Consider the following 14,326-nt stretch of genomic DNA (forward strand, 5'->3'; position numbering starts at 1 on the left):
GGCAGGGTCTCGGGCCACGACCGGTGGATTCCGGCCGTCGTCCGCCCGCGTCCTTCCCCCTGATTCCCCCCTGGTTCCGCCCGGTTCCTCCTCGTCCACCCGGCTCCTGTGGCGCACGGCAGGTCCTTCGGCGGCACCAACTCCATGACGGGGGAGGGTGTTTGGTCCGGTCGGCGGCTCGCTCGTCACCTGTTCCGCGCCCAGTTCAGCAAAGGTCTTCCATGCGATTCCGCAGCTCTCTCGCCTTCGGCGTCACCGCCGCAGCCGCCGCCACCCTCGCGCCCGCCGTGGCCGGGGCACCCGCAGTGGCGGACGAGGGCAGCAGCATCATTGGCAGCCAAATCTGCGCGGTGACCGGGGTGTTGGACGCGGTGATCGAGGACTCGTCCTGTGCCGCGGAAGCCGGGGTGGCGAGCGAGTTCCCCCAGTCCCAGCAGCAGCCGAACCAGCAACAGCCGAACCAGCAGCAGCCCGCGTCGACCACACAGAATCCGGCGGACACGGGCACGGCGCAGAACCCCAACGACACGGGTACGGCGCAGAATCCGGCCGACACGGGGACCGCGCAGAACCCCAACGACACCGGCACGGTGCAGAATCCGGCGGACACGGGGACCGCGCAGAACCCCAACGACACGGGTACGGCGCAGAACCCGGCGGACACCGGCACCGCCCAGAACCCGGCCGACACCGGCACCGCCCAGAACCCCAACGACACGGGCACCGCCCAGAACCCCGACAGCCCCACCACCGCCCGTCCGCCCGCCACCGTCAACCGTCCCACCGCCCAGGAGGCCCGCCCCCGCGAGTCCCTGGTCGACACCGGGGCCGCGAACCGGCCCACCTGCGCCCCCGCGGACAGCGCGGACTTCCCCATCGACACCCGTATCCACGAGGGCCCGGCCACCTACCACCCCGGCGGTGGCTACCGGAACTGGACGATCGACCTCACCAACACCACCGGTGACTCCTGCGGCAACATCCACCCGGTCCTCGTCCTCGTGGACCAGCGCCACACGCTGCAGGCGCGCCAGATCCAGCTGGAGTTCCACGACGGGACGCGCTGGCGGCCCGTGCCGTTCGAGAAGACCGACCAGGACGAGAACATCGGCGTCTTCGACGACGGCTTCGAGGGCTTCACGGTGGGCCCCGGCAAGACGGTCACCGTCAAGGTCCGGCTCGCCTTCACCTCCGACACACAGGCCAATCACGTCGTCGCCTCCGCCGCGCTCGTGCAGCGCAGGGAAGACGACGGCGACTGGGTCGGCGAGTCCAACGACTACCCGTTCGACATCGTGGCCGACGGCCCTGGAACGCCGTCCGCCAAGGAGCTCGCACAGACGGGCCCGGGCACTCTGCTCGGGCTGGGGGCCACCGCCGGCGCCTTCCTCCTCGCCGGCGGTGCCCTTGTGGTGGGATCTCGGCGCTTTCGGGCCAGAGAGCGCTGAACCAGCCGTTCCCGCCACCTTCCGGAAGACCGCGCCCGCGCCGCCCCAGCCGATGCACCACCGGCGGCCGCGGGCGCGGTCACCTTCGGTTCACCTTCGTGTTCACGAACGTCTGCGAACATCCCCGGGTGGACAACCCGAACCCCGCACAGACCCCCGCCCACCTGCTCGACCAGGCACCGGGCGCACCCGTGCGCTCCGGCATCCCCGAGCACGGACGCATCCCCAAGTACTACGCCGTGAAGGCCAGGATCGCCGCGCTCATCGAGGAGTTGGGGGACGGGCAGCCGCTGCCGACCGAGCGGGACCTCGCCGTACGGTACGAGGTGGCGCGCGAGACCGTGCGGCAGGCGCTGCGCGAACTGCTCCTGGAGGGACGGCTGCGCAGGCAGGGCCGCGGCACCGTCGTCGCGGGCCCCAAGCTGGAGCAGCCGCTGTCGCTCGCGAGCTACACCGAAGGCGTACGGCGGCAGGGGCGCACCCCCGGCCGCAACCTCATCTCCCTCGACCGCTTCCCGTGCCCGCCCGCGCTCGCCGCCGAGATCGGCACCGAGGCGGGCGAGCCCGTCTGGCACATGGAGCGGGTGCTGCTCGCCGACGACGAGCGGGTCGGCCTGGAGAGCACCTATGTCGCGGTGGCCAGAGTGCCCCGGCTCGACGCGGACTTCGAGCCCGACTCGTCCTTCTACGCCTACCTCCGCGACGGGCTCGGCATCTCCTTCGGTGACGCCGACGAGCGGATCGAGACGGTGCTCGCGACGCCGCGCGAGGCGCTGCTCATCGGGACGCCGCCCGCGCTGCCCATGCTGCTGATCCACCGGCTGTCCCGGGACACGGCGGGCCGCCCGCTGGAGCGGGTGCGGACCCTCTACCGGGGTGACCGGTTCTCGTTCACCACGCATCTCGGCCACACGCGGGGCGCCGACGACAACGGCTGAACGGGCCCTCCACGAGCGGCGATCGACCCACGACGATAACGGAAACGTAACGGGTCTAGGCCAACCTTGGGTGGCCGTTCACCGTCCCGTTGCCCCTCGGCCCCGCGCGGGTCACCAACCCCCAGGAGCGTTGCCGCCGTGAGAGTCATCGTCGTAGGAGCCGGCGTGGTGGGCACCATGCACGCCTGGCACGCAGTGGAACGCGGCCACGAGGTCGTACAGATCGAGCGTGAGAGCGAGGCCCGCGGGGCGTCGCTGCGCAACTTCGGGCAGATATGGGTGAGCGGCCGCGCGGGCGGCGAGGAGCTCGACACCGCGCTGCGCGCCAGGGAGCTGTGGGAAGGCATCGGTGAGCGCGTGCCGGGGCTCGGCTTCCGGGCCAACGGCTCGCTGACCCTCGTGCGGAACGAGCGCGAGCGCGCGGTCGCCGACGCGGCGCTCGCCCGCCCCGACGCGGCCGCCCGCGGCTACAAGCTGCTCGCCGCCGAGGAGGCACGCGTCCTCAATCCGGCCCTGCGGGGCGGGTTCAGCGCCGCCCTGTGGTGCGAGCGGGACGCCGCGGTGGAGCCGCGCACCGCCCAACTGCGGCTCCGTGAAGCCCTGTTGAAGTCGCCGCGCTACACCTTCCTGCCCGGGCGCGAGGTCCGCGAGGTCGTCGGCGCGGGCAGCGTGCGTGACGACCACGGCGACGTGCACACCGGCGACGTCGTCGTGCTCGCCACCGGGGCCTGGCTCGGCGGCCTGGTGCGCGAACTGGCGGGCCCCGACCTGCCCGTGCGCCGCGTCCGGCTGCAGATGATGCAGACCGAACCGCTCGGCGAGCCGCTCACCACGTCCGTCGCCGACGCCGACAGCTTCCGCTACTACCCGGCGTACAAGTCCGAGGCGCTCGACGCGCTCAACGCGGGACAGGCCCAGACGCCGACCGCCGCCGCGCACAAGATGCAGCTGCTCATGGTGCAGCGCAAGGACGGCGGCCTGACCATCGGTGACACCCACGAGTACGAGCACCCCTTCGCCTTCGACACCCTCGAAGACCCCTACGAGCACCTCACCGAGGTCGTCGAGGGCTTCCTGGGCCGCCCGCTGCCGAGGATCAGGCGGCGCTGGGCCGGGGTGTACGCGCAGTGCGTCGACACCAGCCGGGTCGTGCACCGGCAGGAGCTGCGCCCGGGGGTGTGGCTGGTCACCGGGCCCGGCGGGCGCGGCATGACCTGCTCGCCCGCGATCGCCGAGCAGACTGCCAACGAACTGGGATGGTGAGGGAGTTGACCGCGAACAACCGTATCGGCCTCGTCGTGCTCGACATGGCGGGGACCACCGTCGCCGACGGCGGCCTGGTCGAGCAGGCCTTCGCCGCCGCCGCGCGGGAGCTCGGCGTCGAGCCGGGCTCCGCGGACCACGCCGCGAAGCTGGAGTACGTGCGCGCCACGATGGGCGAGTCCAAGATCTCCGTCTTCCGGCACCTGTTCGGCGAGGAGGCGCTCGCCCAGCAGGCCAACGCCGCCTTCGAGAAGGCGTACGGGGCGCTGGTGGACGGTGGGCGCATCGCCCCGATCGACGGGGCGCGCGAAGCCATCGAGGAGCTGACGGCGGAAGGGCGCACCGTCGTCCTGACCACCGGGTTCGCCCGGGTCACCCAGGACGCCATCCTCGACGCGCTCGGCTGGCGCGACCTCGTCCGGCTCACCCTGTGCCCCGCCGACGCGGGCGGGCGCGGGCGGCCCTACCCGGACATGGTGCTCAGCGCGTTCCTGCGCACCGGTGCGGTGGCGGGCGTGCAGGAGGTCGCTGTCGTGGGTGACACCGCGTACGACATGAAGAGTGGCGTACGGGCGGGTGCCTCGGTCGTCGCCGGGGTGCTGACCGGCGCCCACGGGGACGCCGCGCTGCGCGAGGCAGGGGCCACCCACGTGCTCGGCTCCGTCGGCGAACTGCCCGACATACTCAGGGGAGTCGGCTGATGGGCAGCGGCATCCGCTTCGACCGGGTCTCCGTCGCCTACGGCGGCAACACCGTCCTCGACTCCCTCGACCTGACCGTCGAACCCGGCGAGGTCATGGCCCTGCTCGGGCCCTCCGGATCCGGCAAGACCACCGCGCTGCGGGCCGTCGCGGGCTTCGTGCGGCCCGCGTCGGGGCGGGTGTTCATCGGCGACCGCGACGTCACGGGGCTGCCGCCGCACCGGCGGGGCATCGGGATGGTCGTCCAGCAGTACGCGCTCTTCCCGCACATGCGGGTCGCCGACAACGTCGCCTTCGGCATGAAGGCGCAGAAGGTGGCGAAGGCGGAGATCCCCGGGCGGGTCGCCGAGGCCCTGGAGATGACCGGGATGGCCGCGTACGCGAAGCGGTACCCGCGCGAGCTGTCCGGCGGACAGCAGCAGCGGGTCGCCATCGCACGGGCGCTCGCCATCCGGCCCGGGGTGCTGCTCCTCGACGAGCCGCTGTCCGCGCTCGACGCGCAGCTGCGGTCGGGGATGCTCGCCGAACTCGCCCGGCTGCACCGGGAGTTGCCCGACGTCTCCATTCTGTACGTCACCCATGACCAGGTGGAGGCGCTGACCCTCGCGGACCGGATCGCCGTCATGGACCGGGCGCGGCTGCGGGACTGCGGGACGCCGCAGGAGCTGTACCGGGCGCCCCGGACCGAGTTCACGGCGTCCTTCGTGGGCAACGCGAATCTCCTCGCGGTGACGGTGGGGTCCGGGGGTGTCTCCTTCGGCGGGGTCGAGGTCAAGGTCGGCACGGGGGAGGCCGCCCCCGGTGCGACGGCCACGTTGTGTGTGCGGCCGCATCTGGTGGGGCTCGGGGACGGGCCCAACGCGGTCACCGGGCGGGTGACCGAGGTCCAATGGCGGGGAGCCACGCATCGGTTGTACGTCGATGTGGCGGGGCAGGCGGTGAAGGCGGATGTCCGCGAGCTGAAGGCGCCGCCGGGGCTGGGGGACGAGGTCGTCCTGCACTTCGCGCCCGAGGACGCGGTGCTGCTGTCCGCAGGGGTGACCGATGGCTAGCACGACGCTCACCGCCGTACCCGGGGAGAAGTCCAAGTCGGCGCCGCAGATGCCCCGTTGGGTGTGGGCCCTGCCTCCCGTCGCCGTGCTCGCCCTCGTCTTCCTGTACCCCCTCGCCCTCGTCGTCCAGCAGTCCCTGCGACCCGACACCGGAGGGACCTCCCTCCAGCCCTACTCGGACGTGTTCGCGTCCGAGGCGTTCCGTGAGGCGCTCGGGACCACCGTGTGGCTGGCCGTGGGGGCGACGGTGGGGTGTCTGGTGCTCGGGTTCGCGCTCGCGCTGGTCATCGCCTTTGTGCCGTTCCCCGGGGGGAAGGCCGTGTCGAGGTTCATCGATGTCTTCCTGTCCTTCCCGTCCTTCCTGATCACCCTCGCCCTGCTGTTCATCTATGGGACGAAGGGCATGGCGAACGGGGTCTGGACGGATGCGACCGGGGCCGCCGAGGGGCCGTTCCAGTTCCTCACGACTCCGTGGGGCGTGCTGCTCGCGGAGATCACGTACTTCACGCCGTTCGTGATGCGGCCGCTGCTCGCCGCGTTCTCGCAGATCGACACCGCGCAGCTGGAGGTGGCGTCCAGCCTGGGCGCCGGGCCGTGGCGGATCGTGCGGCGCGTCATCCTGCCCGAGGCGCTGCCCGCGCTCGCGGCCGGCGGGAGTCTTGTGCTCGTCATGTGTCTGAACGAGTTCGGGATCGTGCTGTTCACGGGGGCGAAGGGCGTCACGACCCTGCCGATGCTCGTCTACGGCAAGGCGATCCTGGAGTCCGACTATCCGGCGGCGTGTGTCGTCGCCGTCGTCAACATCGCGATTTCCGTGGGTCTTTACGGCCTGTACCGGGTGGTGAGCCGTCGTGTTGGTGCATAGCCGCAAGGGGAAGTGGGCCACCTGGGTCCTCTTCTTCGTCTTCTTCCTTCCGCTGTTCGCGCTGCCGCTCCTCGTGATCCTCGCGGCGTCGTTCTCCGAGCACTGGTCGGGTGCCTTCCCCTCCGGGTTCACCGCCGAGCACTACGCGTCGGCGACCCGCGGGGAGTCGCTCCAGGCGCTCACCACCAGCCTGGTCACCGCCGTCGGCGCCAGTCTGCTCGCGCTGACCGTCGGATCGTGGGCCGCGCTCGCCGCCGCCTCGCTGCGGAAGGGCGGAGGGGGTGCCCCCAGGCTGTCCAAGCTCTGGGGGAGGCTGCTCGACGCGCTGTTCATGCTGCCCGTCGCCGTGCCGTCCGTCGTGGTCGGTCTCGCGGTCCTCGTGGCGTTCAGCAAGCCGCCGATGATCCTCAACGGCACGCGCTGGATCGTGATCCTCGCGCACGCCATTCTTGTCACGGCGTTCGCCTACCAGTCGGTTTCGGCTGCCATCGTGCGTCTCGACCCGGCGTACGAACAGGCCGCCGCCTCGCTCGGTGCCCGTCCCTCGTACGTCCTGTGGAAGGTGAAGCTGCCCCTGCTGCTGCCGTCCCTGACCGCGGCCGCCGGACTCTGCTTCGCGCTCTCCATGGGCGAGTTGAGCGCCACGATGATGCTCTACCCGCCGGACTGGATGCCGCTGCCCGTGCGGATCTACGCGGCCACCGACCGCGGCTCCACCTTCACCGGTGCCGCCGTCGCGGTGGTCCTGATGGCGGCGACGCTGCTCGTGCTCTTCGCCGTGTCCCGTCTGCGCACCCGCGCCTCCTATCGCTGAACTCACCCCCGTCCCACGGTTCTTCAAGGAGTACGAAACGTCATGTCCCGCCTTACCCGAGCCCGACACCCGCGCACGCTCGCCGCCGTCACCGGCAGCCTCGTCCTCGCCGGATCCCTCACCGCGTGCGGCGGCAACTCCGCGGCCTCCGACGAGAAGGCCGTCACCGTCTACAGCGCCGACGGCCTCAAGGGCGAGAACGGCGACGGCTGGTACGACCAGGTCTTCAAGGACTTCACGAAGAAGACCGGCATCAAGGTGAACTACGTCGAGGGCGGCTCCGGCGAGATGGTGCAGCGCGCCGTCCGCGAGAAGTCCAACACGCAGGCCGACGTCATCATCACGCTGCCGCCCTTCATCCAGCAGGCCGACGAGAAGGGCCTGTTGAAGGCGTACAAGCCCATGGGGTCCGAGGAGGTCGACGGCGCCGACAAGGCCGCCGACGGCAAGTGGACCTCCGTCGTGAACAACTACTTCGGCTTCATCTACAACAAGAAGGAGCTGGCGGGCGGCAAGGCGCCCAGGACGTGGGAGGACCTCACCGACGGCTCGTTCAAGGACAAGGTGCAGTACTCCACGCCCGGCGTCGCGGGCGACGGCACCGCCGTACTTATCAAGGCGATGCACGACTTCGGCGGCAAGGAGCCGGCGATGGAGTACCTGAAGAAGCTCCAGACCAACAACGTCGGCCCGTCCGCCTCCACCGGCAAGCTCGCGCCCAAGGTCGACAAGGGCGAGCTGCTCGCCGCCAACGGTGACGTGCAGATGAACTACGCGCAGTCCAAGGACATGCCGAACCTCGGCATCTGGTTCCCCGCCAAGGAGGGCAAGAAGCCCACCACCTTCGCGCTGCCGTACGCGGCCGGGCTCGTCACCAAGGCCCCGCACGAGGCCAACGCGAAGAAGTTCCTCGACTATCTGCTCGGCCGCAAGGCGCAGCAGCAGGTCAGCGAGATCGGCGGCGGCTTCGCGGCCCGCAAGGACGTCAAGGCCACCGACGCCAACGCGGTCGCCCTCGACAAGATCGTCGACGGTGTGGAGATCTTCGAGCCGGACTGGGCCGACATCTCCAAGAACCTTCCTTCGTACGTGGAGGACTGGAAGTCGGCGACCGGTAGCTGAGAGTTCACCGTCGTACCCCTGGCCCCAGGGGTTCGGTAGCGAAAAGATAACGGGTATGGACCCAACGCCCCTGGTTCTCCAGGGGCGTTGGCGTGCGCGTCCCCCCACCCCCTTCTGCCGGAGGCACACGTGTCGCAAGGAATCTCCCGCCGCTCGCTCCTCGTCTCGGCCGCCGCGCTCGCGACCGCGGCGGGCCCTCTCGCCGCCGTCGCCAGAGCCGCGGCCAAGGCCCCGAAGGTCCTGGTCATAGGGCTCGACGGCGCCCTGCTCAACAGAATCAAGGACGCCGAAACGCCCGTCCTGAAAGGCCTGATGTCCGCGGGCCTCACCGCGCCCAGCGCCCTCTACGCCAATCCGCTCGCGCCCACCTCGTCCGGACCCGGCTGGTCGACGCTCATCACCGGCGTCTGGCCCGACAAGCACAAGGTCGTCAACAACGACTTCACCGGCCACCAGCTCGCCACGTACCCGGACTTCATGACCCGGATCGAGGCCGCGAAGCCGGGCCTGCGGACCTACGCGGTGGCCTCCTGGAACCCCATCACCGACATCATCTTCTCCGCGAAGGTCGACACCCGGGTCTCCACCCCGTCCGCCGAGTACGACGCGGGCACCACGTCCCGCGCCGTCGCCGAGGTCAGGAACGGCAACCCCGACGCCGTCTTCGTCCAGCTCGACAACGTCGACCACGCGGGCCACGAGAGCGGCGCCGCCAGCCAGGCGTACCTGGACGCGCTGCACGGCGTCGACACCCAGGTCGGCCAGATCGTCGCCGCCGTCAAGTCCCGTGCCACGTACGGCGAAGAGGACTGGCTCATCATGATCACCGCCGACCACGGGCACACCGACGCGGGCGGCCACGGCGGCTCCAGCTGGCCCGAGCGCCAGACCTTCCTGATCGCCGCAGGCGGCACGGTCACCGCGGGCTCCGTCCGTCACGACGTCCGCATGCCCGACGTCGCCGCGAGCGCCCTCGCCCATCTGGGCGTGGCGATCGATCCGGCCTGGGGCTTCGACGGCCGCCCGATCCAGCGGCCGCTGCCCGACGACTTCGACGCGCTGCGCGCCAAGCTGACGGGCCCGGTCGACGAGGGCGGCATCGGCTCCGGCGTCATCGGCTTCACGCACACACCCCCGAACGGCTGGACGGTCGACAACGCCAAGATGGGCACCGGCGGCGTCACCGAGTGGCGCGGCTGGTCCTTCACCACGGACGAGTTCTGGACCAAGGCCGAGCGCGACCAGCAGCGCGAGAACAACATCCGCGCCCGCGGCGTCTTCGCGGTGGCCGACGGCGACGAGTGGAGCGACAAGGCCGTGACCGGCACCTTCGACTCGACGCTGATCAGCCCCTCGTACGACGTGCGGGGCGGCGCGAAGGCCACGCTCACGTACACGACGTACTACCGCCAGGAGGCCCCGCAGAAGGGCGAGGTCCTCGTCTCGTACGACGGCGGGGCCCCGGTCGCGGTGAAGACGTACACGGCGGACACCCCTTCCGTCGTCGAGAACATCACCCTCCAGGTCCCCGCGGGCGCCCGGAAGGCTCAGGTCCGCTTCCGTTACACCGGGGGCAACAACTGGTACTGGACGATCGACGGGGTCAAGATCACGGCTTCCTGATTAGGCTGGGGGCGTCGGCACAGCGCTGTCCCGGCGCCCCAGGCAACCCGTACACCGCAGGAGTGCACCCCATGGCAGAGCGCAAGCCCATCGAATCGTGGCTCACCGACATGGACGGCGTGCTCATCCACGAGGGAGTGCCGATCCCCGGCGCCGACGCCTTCATCAAGAAGCTGCGCGACTCCGGCAAGCCCTTCCTGGTCCTCACGAACAACTCCATCTACACCGCGCGCGACCTCCAGGCCCGGCTCACCCGCATGGGCCTCGAAGTGCCCGTCGAGAACATCTGGACGTCCGCGCTCGCCACGGCGAAGTTCCTCGACGACCAGCGGCCCGGCGGCACGGCGTACGTCATCGGCGAGGCCGGTCTGACCACGGCCCTGCACGACATCGGGTACGTCCTCACCGACCACGACCCCGACTACGTGGTGCTCGGCGAGACCCGGACGTACTCCTTCGAGGCCATGACGAAGGCCGTCCGGCTGATCAACGGCGGGGCGCGGTTCATCTGCACCAACCCCGACGAGACGGGGCCCTCGACGGAGGGGCCGCTGCCCGCCACGGGAGCCGTCGCCGCGCTGATCACCAAGGCGACCGGCAAGAACCCGTACTTCGCGGGGAAGCCGAATCCGCTGATGATGCGGACGGGGCTGAACGCGATCGGGGCGCATTCGGAGACGAGCGCGATGATCGGGGACCGCATGGACACGGATGTCCTCGCCGGACTGGAGGCGGGGATGGAGACGTTCCTCGTGCTCACCGGGCTCACGTCCCGGGGCGACATCGATCAGCACCCCTTCCGGCCCTCCAACGTTGTGGACTCCATCGCTGACCTTGTGGAGCGGGTCTAGCACTCGGTACCTCAAGGAAGCCATACGGACCCCCGCAGGATGCGGGAGATGTCACCGCGCGTGAATCTCGGAAGCAGGAGGTTCACGATGCGTATACGTTCCCTTGCTCTGCGTGGGGGTGTGGTGGCCGTCGCCCTGACGGTCGGCCTGCCCCTCGGTGCCGCCCAGGCCCATGACCACGGCTCCGTACGGGCCACCGTCACCCCGTCGAGCGCCGCGCCCGGCGGCACCGTGGAGGTGAGCGTCTCGGGCTGCGACGGCACGACCGGGTCCGCCGGGTCCGGCGCCTTCGATGGGGACGTCAGCCTCACGGGGCGTGACGGCGGTCAGTACTCGCTGAACGGCAGCGCCCGGATCAAGCACGGTGTCGCCGGTACGTACGACGTCACCGTCACCTGCGACGGCCACCCCCACCAGGGCGCGGGCACCGTCCGGGTCGTCCAGCACAACCCGGCGCCCGTCTCCCCGGTGCGCGCCGGAGGCGGCGGCACCGCCCACCTGGCCTCCGCGGCCCGGGCTGACGGGGCCGAGGAAGCCGGTCCCGGCACCCGGCACGCGGTGATCGGCCTGGTCCTCGCGGGCGTCGCGGCGGTCGCCGTGGCCTTCCGCAGCGTCCGCCGACGCCGCTCCGAGTGACGGGCGGGGCGCACCCGTGTCCGGCGGCGAGCGCTCGTCAGGGACCGGCCGCCTGCTGACCGGCGTCGCCTGGGCGGTCCTCCTGGTCGGCCTGTGGCTGTGGGGCAGCGACATGACGGACCTGCGCGGCGGTCTCTCCGCGCCGGGCACCGGCGACGTCGCCGCGGTCGGCCGCCCGCTCGGCGTCGAACTGCCGCCCGCACACGAGCCGTTGGCCCCCGCGCGGCCGCGGCGCGTCGACGTGCCCTCCCTGGAGGTGCGGGCCCCGGTGGCGGCCCGCGGCCTGGACGCCGACGGCGCGATCGACCCGCCGCCCTTCGAACAGCCGGGCACCGTCGGCTGGTACGGCGGCGGCACCCGCCCCGGCGCCCCCGGCGCCGCCCTCTTCGTCGGCCATGTCGACACGGAGACGAAGCCCGCGGTCTTCTACGACCTGAGCGCGCTGCGCCCCGGCGAGAAGGTGCGGGTGGCCCGCGACGACGGCACGGTCGCGGAGTTCACGGTGGACGACGTGCAGGTGCACACCCGCGACCGGTTCGACGCGAAGAAGGCGTACGGCCCGCACGAGGAGGGCCGGGCCGAGCTGCGCCTGATCACCTGCGGCGGCACGTTCGACAAGGAGACCAGGACGTACACGGCGAACGTGGTCGTGTCCGCGTATCTCACGGGCGTCGGTCCGTAGCCCGCCCCGCAGCCGATCCATGGCCGGTCCGTGCCCCAACGCCCCTGGTTCGAGGGCCACCTGGCCCGATCGGCGGCCCGCTCCCCCCGGAGCCGCCGACCGGGCTGGTCCTCGACCGCGCGCGCACGAGCTGCGGGAGAAACCCGGCGCCGGCGCGGGAGGTACGGGGACCATTCCGGAATTCGGAACGGTCGACAAGGCCGGGGGCTTGGGCCGTGGAACAGACTTTAGAACGAATGGGCGCCCCGGCCTAGAGGTCGAATGACGCCAAGTCGTGAAGCGCTTTCCCTCTGTGATCATCGCAGGTGGGGGGCGATTCTCAGGAAGGTTCGGACCTGTCGCGCCCGAGCGCTTCGCCGTCGATCTCGCCCTTGATCACCTGCGTCGCGACCACGTCCATGACCAGGCGTTCTCTGCGCGCGAAGCGGCGCAGCACCTCAAATGCCTCGTCCGTACCCGTGCTCCAGCGTTCGGCGAGTATGCCTTTGGCCTGTTCGATGCGAATACGGCTGTCCAGCGCGGTCTGCAGGTGCTCGGAGCGAGTTCGGCACTCCGTGTGAGTGCGGTGATTGAGCAGTCCCACCGCGGCCGCCCTGGCGAGTGCCTGGGCGATATGCAACTGGCGTTCGGAATCCGCTACTTGGGGCGCGTGCGGCACAAAGACATTGAGTACGCCCATCGTCTTCGCGCCGCGTCTGCGCAAGGGCACCGCGTACGTGCCCGCGACACCGTGCCGCTCGGCGCGTTCGGAGAACTCGGGCCAGCGTGCCCCCGCCCCCTTCCCGTCGATCGGGACGGGCGGCACGGGCTCACCGGTGCCGAAGCTCTCCAGGCACGGTCCGCCGAGGTGCTGTACGGCCAACAGGTCGCGCACCACGTGCTGTTGGCGGGTGCCGGGGATGAGGTGCACCCCGTCGCCCTGGCCCGTGTACATCACGCCCGCGCCCTGCGCGTCCAGGAGTTCCACGCAACGGTCGGCGAGCCACCGCAGATAGTGCTCGGGGTCGAAGCCTTCGGACAGTGTGTCGGCGGTCTCCACCAACACGTCCGCTAGCCGCAGTTCGCTGTCGCGGTCCCGCATGGCCCTCCTTCCGCCGCTCCCCGCGGACTGCGTCTACCCCTGCGCGGCGTGCTGTAACAGGTCTCCTACAGGTCTTCTCCCAGGACGGGCGGGCCTCGTGGGCAGGGAGTACGTATGTCAGGATTGAGATACGGACAGTGCACCCGAGGGGGAGTGGATGTACCGCAAAGGCACCGGTCGCGGGCACGGTCTCGCGGCCAGGGGGGTGAGGACGGGAGTGGCGCTCACGGGGGCCGCGCTGCTGCTGTCCGGGTGCTTCTCCTCCGGCGACGACGACTCCGAGAAGTCGAGTCCGCCGGTGAAGCAACAGCCCAAGGGCGAGGACCCGTACTGGGTCAATCCCGATGGCAACGCGGCCAAGCAGGTCGCCTCCTACGACAAGGACGGCAAGAAGGACGACGCCGAGCTGATCCGGAAGATCGCCGAGCAGCCGGTCGCCGAGTGGCTCGTCCCGGAGAGCGCGGAGGAGCAGGCCCGCGGGTTCACGGAGGCCGCCGAGAAGGCCGACCGTGACGCCCTCCTCGTCGTCTACAACATCCCGCACCGCGACTGCGGCCAGTACTCGGGCGGCGGCGCGGCCGACGGCAACGCGTACCGCGCGTTCATCGACCAGGTCGCCAAGGGCATCGGCGACCGCCCCGCCACGGTGATCCTGGAGCCGGACGCGGTCCTCCACATGGTCGACAACTGCACGCCCGAGCAGTTCCACGAGGAGCGGTACGACCTCCTCAAGGGCGCCATAGGGAAGCTCAAGTCCCTGAAGAACACCAAGGTGTACCTCGACGCGGGCAACGCGGGCTGGGGCAAGGGTCCCGACTCGGTCTGGGAACCCCTCAAGCGGTCCGGCGTCGAGCAGGCCGACGGCTTCTCGGTCAACGTCTCCAACTTCCAGACCACCGAGGCCAGTACGGAGTACGGCAAGCAGCTCTCGGCGAAGATCGGCAACAAGCCGTTCGTCATCGACACGGGCCGCAACGGCAACGGCCCCTACACCAAGGGCAAGGACCCCTGGTGCAATCCGCCCGGGCGGGCGCTCGGCGAGGCACCGACCACCAAGACGTCCGACCCGCTCGTCGACGCGTACCTCTGGGTCAAGCGGCCCGGCGAGTCCGACGGCACCTGTCGGGGCGGCCCCAAGGCGGGCGAGTGGTGGCCGGAGTACGCGCTCGGCCTCGCGGGCGAGTAGGCCCCGTCAGGGGCGCGGGGAACTGCGCGAGCAACCAAAGAGAAAGCCGCAGTCGCATCTGCCG

Annotated in this window: 14 protein-coding genes; 13 read left to right on the forward strand and 1 reads right to left on the reverse strand. The window is 70.9% G+C overall.

Going from position 1 to position 14,326, the window contains the following annotated elements; all coding sequences use genetic code 11:
- The first annotated feature begins 221 nt into the window (after positions 1-221).
- The 12 genes from ACFWZ2_RS25530 (at position 222) to ACFWZ2_RS25585 (ending at position 11,995) form a co-directional block, all read left to right on the forward strand.
- Entirely contained in the window at positions 222-1,448 is a 1,227-nt protein-coding gene (locus ACFWZ2_RS25530; protein ID WP_384549366.1) for a hypothetical protein, read from the forward strand.
- A 128-nt stretch (positions 1,449-1,576) separates the two neighbouring features.
- Positions 1,577-2,386, forward strand: a complete 810-nt coding sequence (locus ACFWZ2_RS25535) for a GntR family transcriptional regulator (protein ID WP_384549368.1) — start codon at positions 1,577-1,579, stop codon at positions 2,384-2,386.
- 138 nt (positions 2,387-2,524) lie between these two features.
- Positions 2,525-3,649: a TIGR03364 family FAD-dependent oxidoreductase gene (locus ACFWZ2_RS25540; RefSeq protein WP_384549370.1), complete on the forward strand. Its 1,125-nt coding sequence runs from the start codon at positions 2,525-2,527 to the stop codon at positions 3,647-3,649.
- Positions 3,650-3,654: 5 nt separating this feature from the next.
- Entirely contained in the window at positions 3,655-4,350 is a 696-nt protein-coding gene (locus ACFWZ2_RS25545) for an HAD family hydrolase (protein ID WP_384549372.1), read from the forward strand.
- Positions 4,350-5,402 carry an ABC transporter ATP-binding protein gene (locus ACFWZ2_RS25550; RefSeq protein ID WP_384549374.1) on the forward strand — a complete coding sequence of 351 codons (1,053 nt, stop codon included), beginning with the start codon at positions 4,350-4,352 and terminating at the stop codon, positions 5,400-5,402. The genes ACFWZ2_RS25545 and ACFWZ2_RS25550 overlap by 1 nt, the downstream gene beginning before the upstream one ends.
- The gene (locus tag ACFWZ2_RS25555) at positions 5,395-6,267 is read left to right on the forward strand and encodes a 2-aminoethylphosphonate ABC transporter permease subunit (RefSeq protein WP_384549376.1); all 873 of its coding nucleotides are present in this window, start codon (positions 5,395-5,397) and stop codon (positions 6,265-6,267) included. The genes ACFWZ2_RS25550 and ACFWZ2_RS25555 overlap by 8 nt, the downstream gene beginning before the upstream one ends.
- The gene (locus ACFWZ2_RS25560) at positions 6,254-7,081 is read left to right on the forward strand and encodes an ABC transporter permease (RefSeq protein ID WP_384549377.1); all 828 of its coding nucleotides are present in this window, start codon (positions 6,254-6,256) and stop codon (positions 7,079-7,081) included. Before ACFWZ2_RS25555 ends, ACFWZ2_RS25560 begins: the two co-directional genes overlap by 14 nt.
- A 42-nt stretch (positions 7,082-7,123) precedes the next feature.
- Positions 7,124-8,203: a 2-aminoethylphosphonate ABC transporter substrate-binding protein gene (locus ACFWZ2_RS25565; protein WP_384549379.1), complete on the forward strand. Its 1,080-nt coding sequence runs from the start codon at positions 7,124-7,126 to the stop codon at positions 8,201-8,203.
- A gap of 129 nt (positions 8,204-8,332) precedes the next feature.
- Positions 8,333-9,826, forward strand: coding sequence for an alkaline phosphatase family protein (locus ACFWZ2_RS25570; RefSeq protein ID WP_384549381.1), 1,494 nt, complete (start codon positions 8,333-8,335; stop codon positions 9,824-9,826).
- A gap of 71 nt (positions 9,827-9,897) precedes the next feature.
- On the forward strand, positions 9,898-10,677 hold the full coding sequence (locus ACFWZ2_RS25575; protein WP_384549383.1) for an HAD-IIA family hydrolase: 780 nt from the start codon (positions 9,898-9,900) through the stop codon (positions 10,675-10,677).
- An 87-nt stretch (positions 10,678-10,764) separates the two neighbouring features.
- Positions 10,765-11,313 (forward strand): hypothetical protein, encoded by a 549-nt coding sequence (locus ACFWZ2_RS25580; RefSeq protein WP_384549385.1) that lies wholly within the window; start codon positions 10,765-10,767, stop codon positions 11,311-11,313.
- A 16-nt stretch (positions 11,314-11,329) separates the two neighbouring features.
- Complete coding sequence (locus ACFWZ2_RS25585; protein WP_384549387.1) at positions 11,330-11,995, forward strand: class F sortase; 666 nt, start codon at positions 11,330-11,332, stop codon at positions 11,993-11,995.
- Between the two features lie 319 nt (positions 11,996-12,314).
- On the opposite strand, the gene ACFWZ2_RS25590 is transcribed toward ACFWZ2_RS25585, so the two are convergent.
- The gene (locus ACFWZ2_RS25590) at positions 12,315-13,076 is read right to left on the reverse strand and encodes an ANTAR domain-containing protein (protein WP_384549389.1); all 762 of its coding nucleotides are present in this window, start codon (positions 13,074-13,076) and stop codon (positions 12,315-12,317) included.
- A gap of 157 nt (positions 13,077-13,233) precedes the next feature.
- On the opposite strand from ACFWZ2_RS25590, the gene ACFWZ2_RS25595 reads away from it, so the two are divergent.
- Positions 13,234-14,262 carry a glycoside hydrolase family 6 protein gene (locus tag ACFWZ2_RS25595; protein ID WP_384549391.1) on the forward strand — a complete coding sequence of 343 codons (1,029 nt, stop codon included), beginning with the start codon at positions 13,234-13,236 and terminating at the stop codon, positions 14,260-14,262.
- Positions 14,263-14,326 lie beyond the last annotated feature (64 nt).

Source organism: Streptomyces sp. NPDC059002, assembly GCF_042740435.1.
Taxonomy (GTDB): Bacteria; Actinomycetota; Actinomycetes; order Streptomycetales; family Streptomycetaceae; genus Streptomyces.